Source organism: Ignavibacteriota bacterium, assembly GCA_016708125.1.
GTDB lineage: Bacteria > Bacteroidota > Ignavibacteria > Ignavibacteriales > Melioribacteraceae.
Map to the genome: position 1 here is coordinate 3,937,107 of JADJGF010000001.1, position 22,669 is coordinate 3,959,775.

Annotated in this window: 14 protein-coding genes; all 14 read right to left on the minus strand. The window is 32.6% G+C overall.

Going from position 1 to position 22,669, the window contains the following annotated elements; genetic code table 11:
* A complete protein-coding gene (locus IPH62_17015; protein MBK7106976.1) occupies window positions 1-1,164 on the minus strand; it encodes a Gfo/Idh/MocA family oxidoreductase in 1,164 nt (387 codons plus the stop codon).
* Window positions 1,165-1,194: 30 nt separating this feature from the next.
* A complete protein-coding gene (locus tag IPH62_17020; GenBank protein MBK7106977.1) occupies window positions 1,195-2,376 on the minus strand; it encodes an MFS transporter in 1,182 nt (393 codons plus the stop codon).
* 57 nt (window positions 2,377-2,433) lie between these two features.
* Window positions 2,434-3,816 carry a Gfo/Idh/MocA family oxidoreductase gene (locus IPH62_17025; GenBank protein ID MBK7106978.1) on the minus strand — a complete coding sequence of 461 codons (1,383 nt, stop codon included), beginning with the start codon at window positions 3,814-3,816 and terminating at the stop codon, window positions 2,434-2,436.
* Window positions 3,817-3,849: 33 nt separating this feature from the next.
* A complete protein-coding gene (locus tag IPH62_17030) occupies window positions 3,850-5,118 on the minus strand; it encodes an AGE family epimerase/isomerase (protein ID MBK7106979.1) in 1,269 nt (422 codons plus the stop codon).
* A 29-nt stretch (window positions 5,119-5,147) separates the two neighbouring features.
* Complete coding sequence (locus IPH62_17035) at window positions 5,148-5,747, minus strand: DUF1080 domain-containing protein (protein MBK7106980.1); 600 nt, start codon at window positions 5,745-5,747, stop codon at window positions 5,148-5,150.
* Window positions 5,748-5,968: 221 nt separating this feature from the next.
* Window positions 5,969-8,494, minus strand: a complete 2,526-nt coding sequence (locus tag IPH62_17040; protein ID MBK7106981.1) for a hypothetical protein — start codon at window positions 8,492-8,494, stop codon at window positions 5,969-5,971.
* Between the two features lie 40 nt (window positions 8,495-8,534).
* Window positions 8,535-9,242: a DUF1080 domain-containing protein gene (locus IPH62_17045; GenBank protein ID MBK7106982.1), complete on the minus strand. Its 708-nt coding sequence runs from the start codon at window positions 9,240-9,242 to the stop codon at window positions 8,535-8,537.
* Window positions 9,243-9,597: 355 nt separating this feature from the next.
* On the minus strand, window positions 9,598-10,788 hold the full coding sequence (locus IPH62_17050; protein MBK7106983.1) for a T9SS type A sorting domain-containing protein: 1,191 nt from the start codon (window positions 10,786-10,788) through the stop codon (window positions 9,598-9,600).
* Window positions 10,789-10,827: 39 nt separating this feature from the next.
* Window positions 10,828-12,087, minus strand: coding sequence for a hypothetical protein (locus IPH62_17055; protein MBK7106984.1), 1,260 nt, complete (start codon window positions 12,085-12,087; stop codon window positions 10,828-10,830).
* Window positions 12,088-12,113: 26 nt separating this feature from the next.
* Window positions 12,114-13,181 carry an exo-alpha-sialidase gene (locus IPH62_17060; protein ID MBK7106985.1) on the minus strand — a complete coding sequence of 356 codons (1,068 nt, stop codon included), beginning with the start codon at window positions 13,179-13,181 and terminating at the stop codon, window positions 12,114-12,116.
* Window positions 13,182-13,227: 46 nt separating this feature from the next.
* A complete protein-coding gene (locus IPH62_17065) occupies window positions 13,228-14,793 on the minus strand; it encodes a peptidyl-prolyl cis-trans isomerase (protein ID MBK7106986.1) in 1,566 nt (521 codons plus the stop codon).
* Window positions 14,794-14,819: 26 nt separating this feature from the next.
* Entirely contained in the window at window positions 14,820-18,536 is a 3,717-nt protein-coding gene (locus IPH62_17070) for a hypothetical protein (protein ID MBK7106987.1), read from the minus strand.
* 52 nt (window positions 18,537-18,588) lie between these two features.
* Window positions 18,589-19,650 carry a PorV/PorQ family protein gene (locus IPH62_17075; protein MBK7106988.1) on the minus strand — a complete coding sequence of 354 codons (1,062 nt, stop codon included), beginning with the start codon at window positions 19,648-19,650 and terminating at the stop codon, window positions 18,589-18,591.
* Window positions 19,651-19,675: 25 nt separating this feature from the next.
* The gene (locus IPH62_17080) at window positions 19,676-22,582 is read right to left on the minus strand and encodes a TonB-dependent receptor (GenBank protein MBK7106989.1); all 2,907 of its coding nucleotides are present in this window, start codon (window positions 22,580-22,582) and stop codon (window positions 19,676-19,678) included.
* Window positions 22,583-22,669: the final 87 nt, after the last annotated feature.

Below are 22,669 nucleotides of genomic sequence, written 5' to 3' on the forward strand. Positions count from 1 at the left end.
TTAAATTGAAGTCCATTTCTCATTTCCTTTGGAATTTTTTATTACAGCATCAATAAATTTCATTCCTCTCACACCATCATCAACATTTGGGAAATCAGAAATCAATTCCAAATCAACCTCAAGATTATATTCTTTTAGTCGAATTGTATCGCCAAAATTATTATAAATATTTGCAATTGCTTCTAATAATGCTTCCGGATGACCTGAAGGTAATCTTGTAGCTCGTGCTGCAGCTTTACTAAAATTACCGACGTATAGATTTCCCCTTTTCCAAACTTGCATTGGATTATCACCATCTTTTACATGGAGGTAATTTGGTTCCTCTTGATGCCATTCCAAACTTTTCTTTGTGCCATAAATCCAAATTGCTAAATCATTTTCTTCACCTACAGAAATTTGGCTGCAAAATAAAACTCCTTTTGCTCCATTATTAAAATGCAACAAAACATTTGCATCATCATCAACCGGTCTTCCTTCAACGAATGATGTAATGTCGGCGCTAATTTCCGTTATTCTTAAACCAGTAAAATACTCAGCTAAATTTGCAGCGTGAATACCAATATCGCCAATACTTCCACCTGCACCGGTTTGTTTGGGATCAGTTCTCCAAGAAGCTTGCATTTGTCCGGTTTTCTCAATTGCGTTAGTTAACCATCCTTGCGGATATCTTACAACAACTTTTCTAATTTCACCAAGTTCGCCATTTTTAATCAAATCTTTACCAAGTTTTGCCATTGGGTAACCGGTGTATGTGTGCATTAGTCCAAAAACTTTTCCAGTATTTTTTACAATTTGTTCCAATTCCAAAGCTTGATCAACTGAAATTGTCATTGGTTTTTCGCACATTACATGAAATCCGGCATTTAGAAAATCTTTTGCCATTGGGAAATGCCAGTTATTTGGAGTAGTAATTGATACAAAATCAATTCTTTCATTTTTGGGAAGACTTAATTCGCCTTCAATCATTTTTTGATAATTATCATAAACACGATTTGAATTTAAATTTAGTTCTTTCCCCATTTGGTGAGATTTAATTGGATCAATATCAAAAGCTCCGGCAACAATTTCAACATTTCCATCCATTCTTGCAGCTTTTCTATGAACTTCTCCAATGAATGCTCCGGGTCCTCCGCCAAGCATTCCCATTTTTAATTTTCTACTCATTTTAATCTCTATTTTTTTTATACAAATTACTTATAAACTTGCTTGAACTTTTTTCTTTCTTCCAAATTTAAAATATAATAAACTGAAAAGCACAATTAAAATTGCCGGAAGAATTGACATGTATCTAAGTGTTTCAGATCCTTGAGTTCCTGTATCCATAAATACTCCCATTATTGGAAGTACAATAGAAACCGAAAACATTCCAAGTCCGCCAATAACTGAGAGACCTAATGCCCCACTTTCCGGAATCTCTTCGGCTACAAAACCTAACATAGTTGGCCAAAAGAAACAAACACCAACAGCAAATACTGCTGCTGAGAAATAAACCATTATTCCATCAGAATTACTTAACAATTGCAAACCAATAAATGACATTACTGCAGAAAACAATAACATTCCGGATGTACTTAATTTATGAACTACTGGTCCGGCAAACGCTCTTCCTAATGCCATTAAACCTGTTGTTAATGCTAATACAAGCATTGGAACTGCATGTGCGTCTGCTAAAAGTGTACTAATTCTTTGTTGAGTTGCTAATTCCGTAACAGCAGTTAAAAGCATACTAAAAGCCATGAATATATAAATAGGTTTTAATAAAGATTTCCACATTTCAGAAGTTGTTACACCGGATGTAACTCTTTCCGTTTGAGGGAAGTTTTCTTTTAAAAACATATATCCATAAATAATTAAAGGAATATATAGCACTGCAACGTAAATTCTCCAATTTAAGTTTATAACATCAAGCATAAAATATGCTAACAAACTTCCAATAACAATTCCACCGGGAAACCAAACATGAAATCTATTAAGCATTGTTGCTTTATTTTTGGGATATAAAGAAGCAACTAAAGGATTGCATGCAGCTTCAATTGCACCATTTCCAATACCAATTGCGGCAGTTGAAAAAAATAAACTCCACATTCCGCTAGAGAAGATAGTTCCCGTAATTCCAATAAAATGTAGAATGAAAGCCATTGTTAACACTTTTTTCATTCCCCACGAATCAACAAAGGAACCAAATAAAATCATTGAAATTGTAAATCCATAAAATGCCGGACCAAAAGCAAACCCAATATCCGTTGCGGTAAGTCCATAATCGGTCATAAATATTGGTTCCAATCTTGCTCTAAGTGCAAAACTAATTGCCGTAACAATTAGCGCAATACAACTCATTAGAAATAATTTTTTCGAATTAATATTTTGTGTATTCATATAAGATTACACTCCTATAAACTAATAGTGATTTAAAATAATTTTATATTCTTACAATTATAATTCCCAACCAGCAGGATATTTTCTAATTAAAAATTCATTAGCTTCGGGAATATTTGTAATTTCACCTTTTTCACCATCCCAAACTAATTTATCGAATTTATCAGCCATGCGAATTGCAATATTTCCAAGCATCATTGTTTCAACAAGTTTTGATGCATATTCAAAATTAGAAGTAGCCTGAACATTTTTCTTAATTGCTTCAACCCATTCTTCATGAATTCCCGGTGATCGAGGAATAGTTTTTTCCGGTTGTTTATATTCTTGCATTTTTGTTTCCGGAATTAATCTTGGACTGCTTCCGTAACATCCACACATAATTTTGCCTTTTGAACCATAAAACATAACTCCGCCGTCTTCGTCGCCCATTCTTCTGCCGGGTTCTAATTCTTCGGGTCTTGGGGGCATAACTCCGCCATCATACCAGCTTAATTGAACTGCTGGCAAATTTCCTCTTTCAGGAAAATGATAATGGAATATTTCTGCAACAGGCCAGCTTTCGCCATTAAATTTACTTGAGCTTGCTTCAATTATTGTTGGGTATTCAAGTTTTAAAGTTTCATATGGAATATCAAATATATGTGCTCCCATATCACCTAATGCTCCGGTACCAAATTCACACCAAGCTCTCCAACTCCATGGCATATAAGAAGGATGATATGGACGAAATTCTGCTGGGCCCACCCAAAGATTCCAATCAATATCTCTTGGTACAGAAGGGATTTCAGTTGGTCGTTCCATTCCGGTTTCCCAAACTGGTCTATTTGTCCAACAATCAACTTTTGTTACTGGTCCAATTGCACCATCAGCCAGCCATTCAGCTATTAGTCTAATTCCTTCTTGGGCATGACCTTGATTCCCCATTTGAGTAATTACACCGGTTTCTTTCGCAATTTGATTTAAAATTCTTGCTTCTTTTACCGAATGAGTTAAAGGTTTTTGTACAAATACATGTTTACCTCTGCGCATTGCATAGGCTGCTGCAACCGCATGTGTATGATCCGGAGTACTGACAGTTACCGCATCAATATCTTTTTGTTTATCTAGCATTTCTCTAAAATCTCTGTACTTTGGTATTTTGTTGAGTACTTCCAAAAGTTCAGGTTTATTTTCCTCTTTAGTTTTTGTTAAAGTCTCATCAATTTTTCTATCGTCAACATCGCAAAGTGCAACAATATTTTCAGTTGCCGCAACTGTCCACATATCTGATCTTCCTTTTCCACCTGCTCCAATTATTGCGATATTTAATTTATCACTTGGAGCAACATAACCTTTACCGCCTAAAACATGTCTGGGAATAATTGAAAAAGCCGCAGTAGTCATTGTTACATTTCCAATAAACTTGCGTCTTGTCATTCCACTTGAATTTTTTTCTCCCATTGTAAATTCTCCAGTTTAATCTGTAAAATTAATTTATTTATTAATGCATTTTTCTAATTTCTTAATAACTTGACAAGTACCTCTTACAGTATGATAAAAAACTTTCCAGCTTGTTCCCATATAATCCCAAATAACATCACCATTTTCCGCAAGTAAAGCGAACCATTCACCTTTTTCCCAATTTATCATTTTAGTAAAAACAAAATCATGTACATTGAAAAAAGCATTTAAATATTTTTCATCTTTTGTTAATAAATATGCATCTAAAAATCCAACCATTGCTTCTGCTTGCTGCCAAAATTCTTTTGTGACTTCGGTTACTGCGCCAATTCTTCTTCCTTCAACATATATTCCGCCAAATTTCCAATCAATTCCATTATTATATGTGTGTTCATAAATTGGGAGAACTTTATTTAAACTTTTTTCTCTTGGAATTCCTAAAATATCTTGAGAAAGTAAATATAACCAGGTTAGTTCAATATTATGACCATAAGAAGTAATATCAGTGGATTTTCCATTTTCATCAAATCTATCACGTCCCCAAACTGTTTCAAGTTCAACATTTGCAATTGGTTTCCAATCATGTGTAAACATGGAAATTCCAGTCCCGGTTTCCGAATCAATCATTTTATCAAAAATTAATTCTATTACTTCTTCCAAAGCTTTTTTATGATTTTCATCTTTAGTCAATTCATATAAAGTTGTATAAGCTTCCATCAAATGCATATGAACGTCTAGTGATTTATGAACACTTATATCACCTCTTGAACTTTTGATTTTAAAGAAGCGGTCGAAATGTTCAAAATATCCTTTGTTAATTTTATCAGCGACTTTTTCTTGTAGTAAATTAAATACTTTTATTGCTTCATTTTTAGCAAACTCATCTCCGGTTAAAAGTGCATATTCTGAAAGTCCATAAATTAAAAACGAGTGTCCGTAAATAATTTTATTTACATCTTTTGGAGTTCCGTCTTCTTCAACAATCCAATAAAATCCGCCGATTTCTTCATCATAAAAATGTTTAAACAGAAAATCGATACCTTGTTTTAATGCCTCTATTCCGTTTGGCCAATTAAAACCTAAACGCATTGCATGCGAAATTGTAAAAATACTTCTGCATTGTGAAAGAAAAGATTTTTCCGTAACGTTGGTTCTATTACCGTTTCTATCATAATTTGTTTGGAATCCGCCGAATTTTGGCTCAACGGCTCTTTCAGCCCAAAATGGAATTAGATTATTATTTAAATAATCTGTTGTAACATCTAAATACTTGCTTAATTTTTCGCGCAACTCAGCATTCATAAATTCTCCCAAAATTATTTAAGTAAGTTTTACTTTTTACTTAAATCTCTATAAGCTAATTCTTTTATTTCGATTATTTGTCCCGGGTTGTGTCCTTGAATTGCAAAGTGACCTTTTGCATAATCTGAATCCGTGTATTCTGTCATCAATTCATCATTAATCCAAATCTGCATTTGAGTTCCGACCATTCTAACTTTCATTGTGAACCATTCATTATCTTTTGTAATTAATTTTTTAGCTTGTGCCGTTGGTTTACCGGGTTTCCAAAGTGTAGCTGTGTGTGCATCTTGATGATTATCGATTTGGGCTTCATATCCAGCCGGCCAATTATCCGGATTATCTGCCGGAGGATTTGCTCTGAAATACAATCCACTATTGCCTTTATCACTAATTTTAAATGCCCCCTTAATTTCAAAATCAGCAGCAACTGCATCTGTATAAATATGACCCATTCCGCCATCACCAATCATAATTCCATCTTTAACATCCCACATTGCTTTACCTTTTACGAACCAACCATCCAAATTTTTTCCGTTAAAAAGTGAAACCCAGTCGGAATCGCATTCTTTAACACAATGAGAACTGCAAGACATAATGAATAATGTAGATAGGAGAAGAAACTTTTTCATTCGTTAACCTCTTTATTTAATTTGAAGTGATAAATGTGAAAACCTTTTTAAACATTTACGATAAGAACTATTTATTTGAAAAGACAATCGTTTGTCTAATTGTAAAAGCAAATTATGTATTTTTTTCAATATTGGCAAATATTTAATGGCATAAGCCAATTATTTTTTATGATTGTGAAATAATATTTATATAAAATTTATTTGCTTTCATTTTCCCAAAATCAATTTTGCAATTTTGTTTTGGGATATGGAATTTTATATCCTTTAACTGAATGCCAAATTATTCTGTTAAATGTATCTTCATCAATTCTATCATAATTCTCTAAATTTTGTTCTAACGATTTCTGCGCCCAAAATAATTGTTCTCCGGTAATTTCAGAAAGTGACGGATTTAATTCATCTAATGAAATATTATTTTTTCTTGCTTTGTAAGTCGAAAAGTCCGGTTTATTTGTAAAGCAATCGCTCATTGGTTCTGCAGCTAAATCAAATTGATTTAGTGGAGGAATACCTAAAATATTTTCAATTGTTCTGAACATATTAATTTGTGAATAATTTGTGGATATTACTTCTCCCCTTTTTGTGTAAGGACTGATAACTAATCCAACTGTTCTATGTCCATCAATATGATCAAGACCGTCTTGCGGATCATCTTCCGTTACTAAGATGCAAGTTTCCTTCCAAAATTTACTGTTCGAAATAACATCAACAATTTGTCCAAGTGCAAGATCATTATCTGCGACAGCCGCACGCGGAGTTGGTAATCCCGGTCTCGTTCCGGAAGTATGATCGTTTGGAAGAAGCATAATAATAAAATTGGGAAGATTATTATTTTTTTCAAATTCTTTAAATTCTCTTATGAATTCTGCTGCGCGGTAAACATCTGGAATTGTTTCCGGAAATCCCACAAAATTTTCGGATGTATATTTTTCAATTTGAGGAAGATTAACCTTTGAACGAAATTTAACTTTATTTGTTCCGTTCTTGTAATCGTTATAAATATCTGTAAATGTTGCTGTGTTTGGTTCAATAATTGCGTCAACAAATTCGCCGTAATTTCTAAAAGTTAAACCGTGATTTAAAACATTATCCCAAATAAATCCGGCTGGTGAATAAGCAATTGGATCACCTCCATTGTAAGGATAACTGCGTGGAAAATCTCCAAAAAATTTTTCAAGATAATCTGTAACATAAGCTTCATCAGTCCATTGATGTCCGTCAGCGCTAAGAATTCCGCTGCAATAAAAATTATCCAGAAGAACAAATTCTTCGGCTAAGGCATGATGATTTGGCGTAACATTTCTACCAAAATGAACGAGAGATGTATCTCCGTTTCCTTGCGGCATATCCCCAAAAACTTGATCGTAAGTTCTGTTTTCCTTAATAATATAAATCACATGTTTAAAAAAAGATTTTTGTCCTGGCAATTGCGGAACTGCAACAATATCGTCCATTTTTTCTTTACTATTAATGTGATTAAACATTTTAGAATAAGAATTATTTTCCTTAACAATTTCGGTTAGTTCAAGTAGTTTTTCATTATTAGGCAATTGAATAATTGAAACCGAACCAAGATGGTTATGCGAATTATAACCTTTAGCATCCTTCTCTAAATTTCTTGATCCAACTCCCTTAGTGTTTGCTACAATTAATTTTTTCTCGTCATTATCAAGAATTATTGCTCCCGGATACCATCCAGTTGGAATAAAGTGTTTTTCGTTTTTGGGATTTTCTAAATCTATTACACAAATTGCATTATCGGTTCCATTAGCAACAAAAAGTTTTTTCCCATCTTTAGAAATTGTAAGTGAATTAGGCGCACTTCCAAATGGTAAATCTTTATTCATTTTAACATTTATTTCATTTACAACTTTATCAGTCTTTGTGTCAATTACGGAAATGAAATCACTGTTAGCGCAAGCAACATATAAAAATTCCATATTGGGACTTAATACCATTCCAGTTGGATGCAAGCCTACATCTATAATATTTTCCTCTTTACCGGATTTTAAATTTACTATTGATAACGATCCGTTATTTGCAATTCCGGTTTTTGGATTTACCAAAACTTCACTTCCTGAAGATTCATAAGTTGGCTCATCTAATTTTGGTTTTCTTCCTCCCCAATTACTAACATAAGCTTTTACATCTGAAAATACTAAAACTTGGTAAGGTGATATTCCAACTGATATTTCGGTCATTGAAAAATCTTTCATACTAACAACGGCAATTGAATTACTTCTGCTTAACGGAACAAAAAGTTCTTCTTCTTTATTTGAAAAATCAAATCCGCCTGGAACCGGATGACCGCCGATTTTAGGTTCATTAAATAATATTGATGTTTCCCACTGCCATATATTTTCATCATTTAATTTTGCAATTAAAATTCTATCTCTTGCTTGACTTGCAAAAATATTTTTTTGATCAGTTGTAAACTTCACTCCGTTAAATGAAGCTCCACCGCCAATATGTAATGTTTGAATTACTTTTTGAGAATCAACACTTATTATTTCTAAAGAACTTTTATTCAATACTGCTAAGGTTTTGCCATCATTACTCAAATCCAAATCGACTGGTCTTCCGGGAAAATAAATTTGTGTTCCTTCCGGTCTAAGTAATTGATTGCTTGGAACTAAATAACACCCGTCGGATTGAGGTCCAACATATTTATAGTTTTTCTCTTCAGATTTGCAAGACAGAACTATAATCAATAAAAGAAATATGAAATACTTTTTTTTATTTTTCATTTAGTTTCCATTAACTTTAACAAAAATAATTTAGGTGATCCTATAATTCCCTTATCCAAATATTTCTATAGCTAACCGGATTTCCATGATCCTGCAATGAAATAGGTTCTTTTTCTTTATGGTTTTCATACTTTGGTTCGCCAATATAAACTGATGTTCCTTTTAATTCAACATGATTTTGAACTAAAACACCATTCTGAATAACCGTAATAAATGCGGGTTTTTCAACTTCACCATTTTCTTTAATTTTTGGTGCTGAATAAAAAATATCATACGTCTGCCAAACCCCCGGAGCTTTACAAACATTAACCAAAGGTATAAATTGTTTATAGATACTTCCTGCTTGTCCATTGGAATAAGTTACATTATTGTAAGAATCTAAAACTTGAACTTCATATCTTTCTTGAAGAAATATTCCGCTGTTCCCTCTTCCTTGTCCATCGCCTTCAACTTTTTCCGGAGTTTTCCATTCAATATGAAGCTGGCAATCACCGAAAGATTTTTTTGTGCGAATACTTCCCGCTTTCTTAACGACGGTCATTGCTCCTTCACCCAATTGCCATTTTGCTTCACCGCCCTTTACATTTTCCCATTCGTCTAAATTTGTTCCATCAAATAAAATTATTGCATCAGATGGTGGTAAATTATTTTCTCCGGGAGTTACAATTGCCGGAACCGGTTTCCAAACTTCTGTTAACTTTGGGTTTCCTTCATCTTGACCAAAATTTTGAAGTGGTAAAATCATCATTCCGATTATAATCAATAACAAACTTTTAAAGATATTTTCATTTTGCGATTTCATAAATATTCTCCTTCCGATTCTTGGGTATGAATTTATTGAATTTTATTTAACCAAATTTTGTTGAATAATTTTATTTTGCAATTTCTTAAAAATCTAAATTTAATTTTTGTACATAGCTTATAAGATTTCCTAAAGTAAAATAAATAAAAGTGACTGAAGTTATGTATAATCTAAATAGATTTTTTTTATTTATGGAGGGGCCTTATGTCTAAAATAATTTTGCGTTTGAAGAATTTTATTTTCATCTATATTTGATATGAGCACAATAAATAAAAAATATTTTTACACTGCAAAAATTATCCTACTTGAGCAGTATCATTTTTTTTGTTTTAATAATTTTTTCGGAAATTAATTTATAGAAATATATGCCGCTGTTTAATTCACTTGCATCAAACAATACTTCATAAATTCCCGGTTTTTGTTTTTGGTTAACTAATGTTACAACTTCTCTGCCAAGAAGATCATAAATAATTAATTTTACAGACTGAATATATCCTAATTCCATATTGGGAATTGTGTATCTTATTTTTGTAATTGGATTAAATGGATTTGGATAATTTTGGAATAATTCAATTTTCTGGGGAATCATTTTTTCATTCTTTATTGCGACTGCTGTAGATTTTATAAAATAATTAAATGATTCAGCAGTGTTTGAACCCCAAACAGATTTACTTCCGGCTGTATAACCAAGTTTTAATGCTTCTTCCGAGAGTTCACCGCTTCCTTCTAATGAAGCCGAAACTTTAATATTCTGGTTTACATCAATAATATTTTTCCCATCCGGAGTTTTTAGAAATCCCCAAAAAGGAGCAGAGATTTCCGCTTCGTTTCCATTTTCCGAAACAGCAATTTTTATAATTCCATAATAAATCGGACCTTTATCTTCAACTACTACATAGGTAGAATCTTCAAACAAAACCCACTGCGAATACCAGTCATAAGTTCCTGGTGTAAGTCTAACAATTCCTTGAGTGAGATCATTTTGCCAATTTGCATTATAATCTTCTTCAGAAATATATTCATGATTCAAGTAATGTCCTGTGTTATATTCGCCATTATAAAATTCAACTTCCATATTCATATCGTAACCTTTACTATCCGGGTAATACCCGCCTTCTCTAAGCGGATAGCCGGTTGTGTCATTATCATCAACATCAATTGTAAAAATAAAATAATATCTTCCGCTTTTTGTATGACCGAGAGAAGTTGATGAAGTATTTCCAATAATTCCTTTTGATTTTATATAGCCGTAAAGTGAATTTTCATCGTTGGTAAATTTTACCTCAAGAATATCAACATCGGAATAATCTAAAAATTGTGCCGGTTCTCCGCCCTCTTCATAACCATCAGTATCGTGAACATTATTTGCTGAGTCAGAAACTATAACTGGAATATTTTCCCAATCATTAAAATTTCCATCAATTATGATATTGTTTTGAGAATATAAAAACGTACTAAAAAATATTAGAGATAGGATCAGTAATTTGTTCATAAGTATTTCACTTGATTGAGTTATATGAATTTGTGAATATTATTCAGAGCTGCCATTTTTATTTATTAATTCCAAGGCTGAATTAATAAATATTTCTCCGGTTTTTTCTCCAAGACTTGTTCTTGAAATGTAATTGTAAGTTTTAAAACTGTTAAAATCTTCTTTAGTTAAAATGTATCCATAAGCATCATTTGTTAATCCAAATAAAAAAGGATTTTTAGTTTTCATTTTTCGTTTTAAATAAAATCCTATATTTGGTAAAGCTTCGCCCGGAATTGTAATTATTTGCGCAGTTCCAATATTTATTAAATTTAAAATTGTTGATACTTCATTGTTTTGAATATTATAATCAATAATAGAATTTTTCAAAATTGCTTTCATGAGTTCTGATTCTATCGGAAATTTAATTTTACTATGAGCAATTTCAATTTTGGGATTTTTCTGAATTTCTGCATCTGCAACTATTCTTAAAGATTCGTCGGCTAATAATTCGCCAATTCTAATACACTCTTCCCAATTATTTGCTTCTTTTCCATTCTCCAATCGATTATCCGCAGTAACCATACCGCCTTGCGCGCTATTCATAAAAATTGCAATACCGCCAATTTGATTTTCAATTTTATTATAAAATGGTCCAATTAAATCCGGTGTGCAAATGCCTCTATCGCTTCCAATAACTTCGGGATGAATTGCATAATTAACTAAAGTAGAAATAACATTTTTATTCTTTTCAGAAATAAATTGAATTACGCCGCATCGCGGATCAAACAGTTTTGGCGCGTAAGCATTATAGGCAATTTTTCCGTTTAACTCTTCAACTGCAACTTTTAGATAACTTGGTTGTGTTTTTTCTAACGCTTCGTTTATTGCTTCTGCAGTTTTTTGAACAACAGTTTCAATATAATTTAAGTCTGCGCCGCTATTACCATTCTCATCCGCAAAGCCATATAAATCCGGCGCGCTGTGAGTATGCGTTGCACCAATTAAAATATTTTCCGGTTTTATTTTTGGCACTAACTTTCTTATTCTATCACCAATTATTTTTGTAACGCCTAAATTATCAATTGAGACAATTGCAAATCTCACGCTATCTTTTTCAACAACAATTACTCGTGTAGAAAGTTCACCATGCTTTATATTTGCCTGTTTGGGAATTCCAACTCCACCGGAAACCGGAAGCAAAGGATTGGGAGTTATTATGCGAGAGGCTGCTCCGACTTTTAATTCAGAAGCTGATACATATTGTGAGACCAATATTAAGAAAGAAAACAAAATTAAAAATGTTTTTATTTTTTTCATTGATTTTCCTTCCAATATTTTTGTTGTTAAATTTTTGCCGGATTTAGAACCACATATTTTACTGTTTTTCTATTCCATGTATAAACAATATGAACCAAACCATCATTCGATTGAATTACCGATGGATATGAATATTCCTCATCGTCAATAGTATCTGGATTTGAAACTGATTCTAATTCCAAAATATTTTTCCAATTTTTTCCATCATTTGAAATTGCAATAGCTAACGGAATTCTTTTTCCCCAATTTGTTTTAGTTGGATTATAAACTAATAAATGTCGTCCGTCACTAAGTGTTACGGCATCAATACCGGAATTAGGATTCGGTAAATTTAATGCGGTCATTTTCCCCCAAGATTTTCCATTATCAAATGACCAAACTTGTGATATTACTTCATTTTCAGTTCTGCAAAGTAATTGTAAACTATTATTAGGATGTATTAAAATTGTCGGTTGAATTGCTCCAAATTCTTTTTCATCATTTAAATCGCCCGAAGAAATCCAAGTTCTCCCCAAATCTTTACTTTTTTCAATTTGAATTTTCCAGCCGTCGTGTTCAGTGCTTGTTGGTGAAATAATTTCACCATTGCTTAATTGAATCGGTTTATTTTTAATTGGTCCATAAATTCCATCCGGTAAACGAATTGGCTCCGACCAAGTTCTTCCATTATCATTTGAAGTAACATAAAGTCCCCACCATTCTCGTGGACTTGGTCCAACTTTATAATATAAAAATAAAGGTCCATTTTGTGGTTGAAATAAAACCGGATTCCATGATGGATATCTCGATCCATCTTTTTGAATTCCATTTACAACTTCAGTAGGAATTGACCATTTCCCATTTTCACTTATTGAAACCCAAATTCCTACATCGGGATTTTTTTCATGAGTTCCGCCAAACCAAGCTGCAACAACATTATTTCCGCTTACTGCAATTGTGGATGCGTGACATTGCGAAGTTGGCGCATTCGAAATTTCATAAATAAATTCTTCTTTAACTATTGATTGATGTTTTACTTTTTCAGAATTGTTAATTGGTTTTGTACAGTTTGCAAATACAAAGCTAATTAGTAAATAAAACAAATAAGTTCTCATAATTTATTTTCTCAAATTTCTAAATCAATTTTATTTGGACAAATATCTAATAATAAAACCATTGAGTATCTACAGTCGGTACTAAAAATTCACCGGTAAAATTTTTAACAACAAGGACTGATGTTTCAAGCGACTTCGGTCCATCATTTAATTTCAATTTATATAGCACATCATTGTTTATCCAAACTGAATATTTCTTTTTTAAATCTTCAAGTTCTTTATCAAGCAATTTTTTATGCTTCTCAAAAAGAATTGCGTTATACACATCATTCTTATACTTATAAAATCTTGTTGTATCTATATCGGAAATTCTTAATTCTTTCCATCTGAATTTAAAATAATTTTTCATCTCGTCATCAGTTACTGAAATTTTTTGAATTATGTGATCTCTGAAAATATCATAAGTCCATTTTTCTTCCCACAACTCAATATCTTTTTTTACGTTTGAGGAATCCAAAACGCCATCGGATTTTGCTATCTCAATAAACTGATTATTTTTAATCATTGTTCCAACTTCGGTTATCAATCTATTTTTAAGATCATTCAAATCAGAACTTTCAATAATAGTTTTTCTGTGATAATTCATATAATTAAAATAATCTTCAACAGTTGTAATTCCGTTTACAGAAGAATATAATTTTTGCGGAAGTATTTTTTTTAATTGCTTCAAATAACTTTTTGATGTGTCAGTAACTTGACTTAAATTTTTTACCATTGATCCACTTTTGGGAATTCCGTTTTTAATCCATTCGAAAAGAGGTTTCACCATTTGATCTATTGTTGTATTGCTAACTCTGATATCCAATGGCGTTAATAACGAATCCATTAACTTATGTACAATTTTATCAGATTCAACATTATGCAAACGCGCATACATTTTTTTTCTTTTTGTACCAAATTTTAATTCGTCAGATTTAATTGCTTCTCGTTTAATTTCGACTACTTGAAAAATTGCATATCCATCATTAAAAGGAATTGGTTCTGACGGTTTTCCAATTTCTAAATTTTGAATTGATGCAAACATTTCCGGAGGCATTTCCATAAAATCCATCCAGTCAGTTTCAAAATTTTCTTTCTTTACATTTTTAACTTCTAATCGATCAATTTGCTTATCAATAAAATCTCCCAAATTTGATATTTGAGCTTGTTCATAAGCTTCTGCAGCTTTTTGTAAAGATGGCGTAGGATAAATTAAGAGTCTGAATTTTATGCTTGATTTTTTTAATGCATCAACTATTTTTTCTTCCGGTATTTTTACTTTTGCATGAACGTGTTTAAGGTAAAATGATTCTAACAAATTATTATTTGTTCTATTCTTTACTCGATCGGAAACATATTTACTTTTATTGTAACCTTTGCTGTAACCTTCGTTTGCAATCAGCATTTCTTTGATCATAAGATCTAAGTAATGTTTTCTGGGATTGCTCCCTAATCGCAAAGTTTTCAAGCTGAATTCAAAACTGCTTTTAAATTCGTCAACCGTTATAATTCTATTGCCAACTTTTGCAATGATTTGATCTTCCGGAATTTTATCATCTGAGCATGATAAAAAAAATAACCCGATTATTAAGGCAACAATCGGGTTTGCAAATTTATTTTTATGTGAATTCAAAATTATAAACTACCTAATATTTTTAGCTACTTAATAATTGCAAATTTACCTCTTTGTGTTTTAAGTCCTTTAGCTTCAACCACAAAGAAATACATTCCAAATGCAACTTCGGGACCATCTTCAGTTGTTAAATCCCACGGATGACGGCCTACATCAAACGCATCTTCATGTTCAATTTTTTTAACAAGTTCACCGCTTGCAGTAAAAATATAAATTGTACATTTTGGCGGAAGATTAACAAAATCAACACGTCTTTGAGAATTGCCGGCAATTTCATAAATAGATTCCAAAGTACTTGTTGCAACATAAGGATCCGGAACAACATAAACTTTTTTCTCATCATTAATTTTAACATCCGTGGCTTTCCATTCGCCGCCTTCTACTGCAAAACGAAAAGTATCTTGTTCAGTAGGATTTCGTTCTGTTCTAAAACTATATACATCACCAGGAGACGGCGGAACTACAGTAGTGTCTTTTCTTAGGAAATCTGGTTTGAAGAATCTCAATTCCCAAGAAGACCAATACCTATCGTTACTTACAACATGATCATACTTAGGGAATTTAATTACAACACGCGTGCTATCCCAAATTTGTCCAAACATTTCCGGAGGTAAATAATTTCCGTTATTTCTATTTTTTTCATAAATAACATTTATGGTCATTTTTATTTTATTATTTGGATCGGTTACATCCCAGACACTAAAATTTATTGGATACTGTTTTAATACAAGTGAACCCGGAGGAGCGTACGAAGTATCGACAATATGATCATAAACAACTAAATCAAAATCCCGCGGAAGTGCATATCCTGAGCCAGTAAGCTCAATTGAATTACAACGAATATTAGATTTAGTGTCGGTTGCCCACAATTTCCAATCAGTTGTTTCTCGTTTATATTTATTGTATTTGATTACAGAAATATTTCTAACATTATCATTATTTATTTCATCTTCAATTGGGAATTTCAGATCATATTTAACACCTTGATAAACTCCTTTTTCAATTGCTGCGTAACCTTTTTTCACAAATTCTGAAGGTCCGGGATGAATTACATTAAATAGAGTATCGCCGGTAGTAGTATTCATTAAAGTTATTCCTCTTGTACCACCCCATTTATAAAGTGGTGTAAGTGCAGTCAGCCAGCCATCATCTTTAAAAGTTATTTGATAAATATCAGATAAATGATCAGTAGCGTGATGTTTATTAAAAACATCAACGTTAAAATTTCCACCGCGAGAATAACCGCTACTATGTTCAATTTTCAAAGAATCAACAAACGGTTCCGTATATCCGGCGGCAGATTCTTGAGGCACACAAACAGCTGTATTTCTATCACGGAAAACTACATCACCTAATTCATTTACAGTAATATTAAATGCACATTCACTTGGCATTGCTTGTAAAGGATAATCTTCAGTTACAATTCCTCTATCAAAAAAATCATAATCATTTCCGGCATCGATTGAAGTTACTGCATAATAATATGTTCTTCCGTTTTCAACTAAAGTATCTACATATGAATGTTTTAATCCGCTGTTGTTTCCCATATCGTAATGAACTCCAAGATTAGGGAAAGGTATTGGATGTGCTCCCCTTAATCCATCATCGGATCTATCATAAATTTTAAGTGGTTCAAACAAAAGTACATTCCCAAAAGCATCTGTAACTGTTTTAATATCTAAGAAATCCGGATCCGTACTTCTATAAAGTCTATATCCGTTAAAATCCAAACCAAAGAATGGATCTTTAGAAAACTCAGCTTCTGTATCCCAATACAATTGTACCTTTCTATCAGAAACATTTGATATAAGAGTTGGCTGTAATGGAGGTGTTAGAAATCTATAATTATCATTATAAATACTTTGCATAGTAGCTTTATTTCTTACAATATCTTCCTGGTTTTCACCCATAAGTAAAGCAATTGTAAATCTTTTCCAAACAGGTCTTTGAGCTTGCTCAAGTGCGTCAGTAGTTTCTAATTTGACATCCTTTGCACCAAAAATAAAAACAATATCATCGTCCGTTTCTTCTATTTCCGGATCTTCTACTTTACTTAAATATTTTTCCCAAAACCCTTTCTGGTTTCTTAGTTCTTTATTAGATTCATAAACATAAATATGTCCCAAACCAGCTTGATCTGCCTCATCAATATCAGTAATATCATAGTTAGATTCACCAATATCAATTCTTCCATTTGTTTCACTTCCGTCTGAATCAGGTCCGGGCCATCCATTTTCATCAGGACCTATTCCATCTGTGCCTCTATCATCGTTAACTGGTTCAAAATCTAATTTATCATTCTTATTTACGTCTTCACCAGGATCAAGTGCACCATTTAGGTTTTTGTCTTCAGTATCCCATGTTGCATTTCCAGATGTACCTTCAATATTCAATAGTCCAGTATCACTAAATGATTTCCAATCACCGTCATTATCTATTTTATCAAACATACTTTCATCAACAAGTCCATCTTTATCATCATCAATACTGTTATCTTCAATACCCGGACTTTCCAAAAATGCAAAGCCAAAAACACCTATTTTTTGATATGTATTTAATTGATCAGGAAATTTATGCCATTGATATAAAATATCAAAAGCTAATCTTCCTTCATCTCCGGTTCCAAATTCAGCCACTACATAATCAACAGCATTAAACGTACTTTGTATTATACTTGCATCAGCCCACATTCCTGTAACAACTCTATTTAAGTTATAATCACTATAGTTGCGAATTCTGTAAACTGAAACTAAAATATCTTCAGCAAGAGGATGAAACCAGGCATACGATCTTGATTCAACTTCAACACCCATACCACGAATACTAACTTTATTTACGTCTGGATCTTTCCATTTTGTGGTATTTGGAGTACCGTCAGCATTTTTCATCGGCCAATATCTAAGTGTTGTATAGTCTTCCCAATAATCATTTTCATGATCATCAAGCATATAAACTGTTTCTTGATCAGCTATTGTTCCAGCTTTATATTCACCATTCCAACTACCTGCTCTTGGTCCTGGACCTGTTGTTCTTGGCGGTCTTCCTGCCGGAGGTCTGGTATCCCCAACGTACGAACCTCCCGGCCAATATTCCGGCCAAGTTCTTTTATCGGTACTAATTGCCATACTTTTTAAAATACTTGTTGGAGGATCCAAATTTAGATCAAGTACTCCATTAAAATTTACATCTTCACTTGGAGTTAGTTCACCATCACCATCAACATCTTCATTAATTCCCCATATATATCCATAAAATCCATCATTGAACCAACCTGGAATTGGCTGCCAAATTTGCTGATGTGTTCTATCCGAAGATAATTGAGCAACTGTAGCATTACTAACGTGAGGCAAATAGGCATTACTTAGAATTCCAAATTGTTCGCCGTCCCAATTTTCCGGAACAACTTTGCCTTCTAATGCTTTCATATCAGTAACATAAGCAGCAACTAAAAAGTTTGCACTCGATAAATAATTTAATCCTTCGCTTCCGGGCCATCGCATTCCAACTCCGCCAGACATTCCGGCATCCGTAATATTTCCAACATTCCAAACAGAAGTGTAAATTAAATTTCTATCAAACAAACCTCTTGCCCAATATCTTGCCCAATGCATTGGATGAGAATCTGATGTTGAACCTGCAACTTGCGCGTATATTTTATTTTCAGAACAAACTAATATTAAGGATGTTAAAAAAATAATTAAAGATAATTTTAATGTTTCTCTAAATTTTTTAAGTAATAACACTTAAAATCTCCTGTTTTACTAATTCTTTAAAAATTTATAAATTTTTATAATTTTAATAAGCACTTATTCCAATAGAAAATCTATTAACTGAACTTAAAACTCCCCAATCCGACCAAGAATAATCTACTGTAAAAGTAGCAAGATCAAGGATTTTATAATTTATTCCTGCACCTAATGTTAATCCGTTTTCTGCAGTATCTGAAAAAAGTGATTGATATCCTCCACGTAAATAAAATGCATCAAAGACTTTTGCTTCCATTCCCAAATCAACTGTTTCAACATTGTTGCTTGGATGATTTAAATTACTTCCAAATGTAATTGAATTATTTTCATCTAAATCCATTACATAAGCAACACCGAATCTAAATAACAACGGTAAGGCGTAAGTCTCAGTTGCAAGATTTATTGGAACATTATCATTATTTAAATAAACTGTTTTACGACCATCAACATCTATGATTCCTGTTAAATCTCTTCCAGATAAACCAAATTCTGCACCTAAATTACTAATTGTTCCGCCAAGTTTTAAACCATCAACCGGAGTTTGAAAAAGTATTGCCATATCAAAGCCAAATGCTGAACCGCTTACATGCCAAATACTTTGTCTAAAATATTTAGCGCCAACACTTGCAGAAACTCGATCTGTAATATTCATTGCATAGTATAAACCAGCAACAAAATCAGAAGCTGAATATGTTTCACCGTTTCCTTCAGGTCTGAAAACTGTTCTAACCGGATTCTCACCGTAATTTAACATTGCAAGATGAAATCCAAGCGAACCTCCTAAAGAAGGCAAAGGAATAACGAGGCCTAATGAACTAAAATCAGTATCAACAAACCAATCAGTTTTAGTAACTTGAACTGAAATAGTTTTTAACTGAGTAATTCCAGCCGGATTCCAATATAATGCAGAAGGATCATCTGCAATTGCCACAAATGCACCGCCTACAGCTTCGGCTCTTGCGCCAATTCCAATGCCAAGCATTGCAGCAGCGTTTGATCCCCGTTTATTGGCATCTGTATTATATCCCAAATCATCGGAATTAACTTGCCCAAATAGTTGAATTGAGAAATTAAGTATGAGAAATAAAATTAAAAGTTTTTCTGTTTTCATATATTTTCTTAGTATAAAATTTTAATTAAAATTGTATTCCTAATCCAATTTGAATAAATCTTGGTCTTGCATACCATGAAGGATTATAGTCTGCTTCCTCATGTGTAAAGGCTCCAACTTCATCGATTCTTTCATATCTTCGTTCACCAATTTCCGGAATATAAGCATTTGGCCCAGCTCTACCCGTAATAGAGTTAACATTATTTTCTTCAAGATGGTTTAGAACATTATAAATGTTTAGGCTTGCAATAAAATCTAAACTAAACAAAGTAAACCCATTTGAGATTTTCATATCAATATTCCATCTGATTGGTCTTCGATCAATATTTGACCACCAGCCGCTTGGAAGTTCTAATGCATAATCAATTGTTGTTGGTGTGTAAGGAAGCGCTGAACCAAGTCTTCCTAAAAGACTAACGACAGTTCTTTCCCAAGGTCTTATACTAAATGATCCATTTAAAGAGTGAGTCTGATCCCAATCTAAAAATTCAATATTTCTTGTCGCTAATGTATATGCACCTTGACTTGGACCAGAAAGAATTTGTACAGCTAATAATGCATCGGCAGAAGACGATGAACCTTTTGCAACCATATAGGTGTAATCTAATCCTCCGGAAAATCTTCCATCAGATGATCTATAATTTAAAGCAAAAGTTAATCCGGAAGAATGTCCGTATTCTTTATTAACATATCTGGAGAATGTAGTAGCATTACTTAATGTAAGTAATTCAATACCTAATAAATCTCTAATGTCTTTGTAATAAACACTTAGCTCCATCGAAAGTTCTTGTGTCAAAGCTTGCTGAACTCCAATTTCGTATTGTACGGTTTTTTCTGGTTTTAAATTTGGATTTCCGATTGTTCTATTTGCAATACTAAATTGATTATAATGAGGAAGAACAGGGTTATCAAACATTTTTTCATAACTTGGAGTTTGAAAAAAATGTCCGTATGATAATCTTAACGCACCTCCATCGGAGATTGGGAAAGACAATCCCAAACGCGGACTTAATTGATACTTACTTTCTGATTGAACATAATATCTGTCATCACCAACAAGTTCCGGCTTAACATCAACGTACGATGGTGCATATCTATCTTGGGAATCAAAATAATCAAATCTTATTCCTGCATTAAGTACAATTTCACCCATATTTAAAGTTGTCTGCGCAAATGCTGCACCTTCTAATGGTTTTCTTGTATAATCAACATAAAATAAATCATCAGCTGAACTATCAGGAGAAGCTTCTCTTAATAAAATATTTCCGAAAGCATAATTTCTTGTTGCTTCTCTAAATTCATAATAAGGTAATTCAAAAGCTCTAATTTCACTTTGTGTATATGGGAATTGCATTATTTCATGACCGAGTACTTCTTTCATCGGTGCATTTTTATAATGAATATTATATGATTTTCCCTCAAATCCAAACTTAATTTCTAAAACTTTATTTATCTGCCAAGTTAAATCACCATTTATAAGATGGATTTTTTGATCAAACCAATTTCTATCCCAACTACTAATACCGCCATAATCAAATCCTGTACTTGCTCCCGGATCCCATTGATTTACTGCATTAAGCTGATATCTTGAATCTTCTGCACTTTCGTACATATATTCTTTCTCATTATTCATTTGATATGAATACCGTAAATTATAATATAAATTATCAGCAGGTGTATGAGTAATAACAAACATGTGTGTTATGTTATCATTATAAGTTGTTGGCATTGCATCCGGACAAAACTTCCAGCTATTGCTAAAATCCTTTGAAGTTGTAGTATTATAAAAAATACTGTAGGAAGTTGTTAATCCACCAAAAGGCTGATAAACCAATTTTGTATTAAAGTTATAATTATTAAAAGTTTCCATATTTACCATTTCACCATTTCCAGTGTGAAGTGAATCCGGTAATGGAATTACCAATGGATCGGGAGGATCAAATCTGGCTCTGTACCATTCTCTATAAACTGCTATTTCCCAACCGTCTTCGGGGTTAAATCTTCTTTCGCCATTTAAATATCCTTTGGAATCTTCAATCCTACCATTAAAAAGAAATCCAAGTTTTCCAAAACTTTCCGGTAGAAATTTAACAGGAGCCGAGATTGAAAATTTTACTTCACTTTCATTCATTGGATCAAAATCTTCTAATCCGCCAACGTACATTGGAGAATTTGGTGAATAATATCCTCCGGTAAGTGCTTCAACTGTTCCGGAAAAATTTTGTTCAGGAACTTTTGTAACAACATTTATAATTCCAGATTGGGCAGAACCGTATTCAGCATTAAATGTTCCGGTAATTACTTGCAATTCTTGGATAAAATTATTTTCAACATTTACGTTCGAACCGCCGCTTTGACTAAATGTATTTGTAACCGGAACTCCATCAATCATGTAAGAAATTTCTCTTGATCTTCCGCCTCTAATATGCAAATTACCGCCGGAATCTTTAATTACACCAGCTTGAAGTTGAATAACTTCATCTAAAGTTGAAACAGGAAGCGATTCAATTTCATCGCTATTTACATAAGAAGCAGAATTTGTACGATCTAACTCTACTGCTTCTCTTTCAGCAACAACAAGTACAACTTCACCTTCAATAATTGCTTCTTCCAGTTTAACATCTAAATTCACGGTTCTATCAATATAAACGCGAATGTCTGATATTTCAACCGTCTTATAACCAATCATTGAAAAGCGTAATTTGTAAGTATTCGGCTGCAAATTTATAATTATATATTCACCATTAACATCGGTCGCAGAACCTTGTCCTCCGCCATCAAGAACAACTACGTTTACGCCAAATAAAGCTTCTCCGGTTCTGGCATCAGTAATCTTTCCGCCAATTTTACCGGTAGATCCAGCAAATAATGTTAAATGTGAGATAAAAATAATTAGGAATGAAAATATTGATTTATTTTTTAACAATATCATTCTTGAACCTATAAATTAACTTTTAATTAATGTAAAACTTATAAAAACTATTTTTACCAAAAACCAATATTTTTTTAACTTTAATAA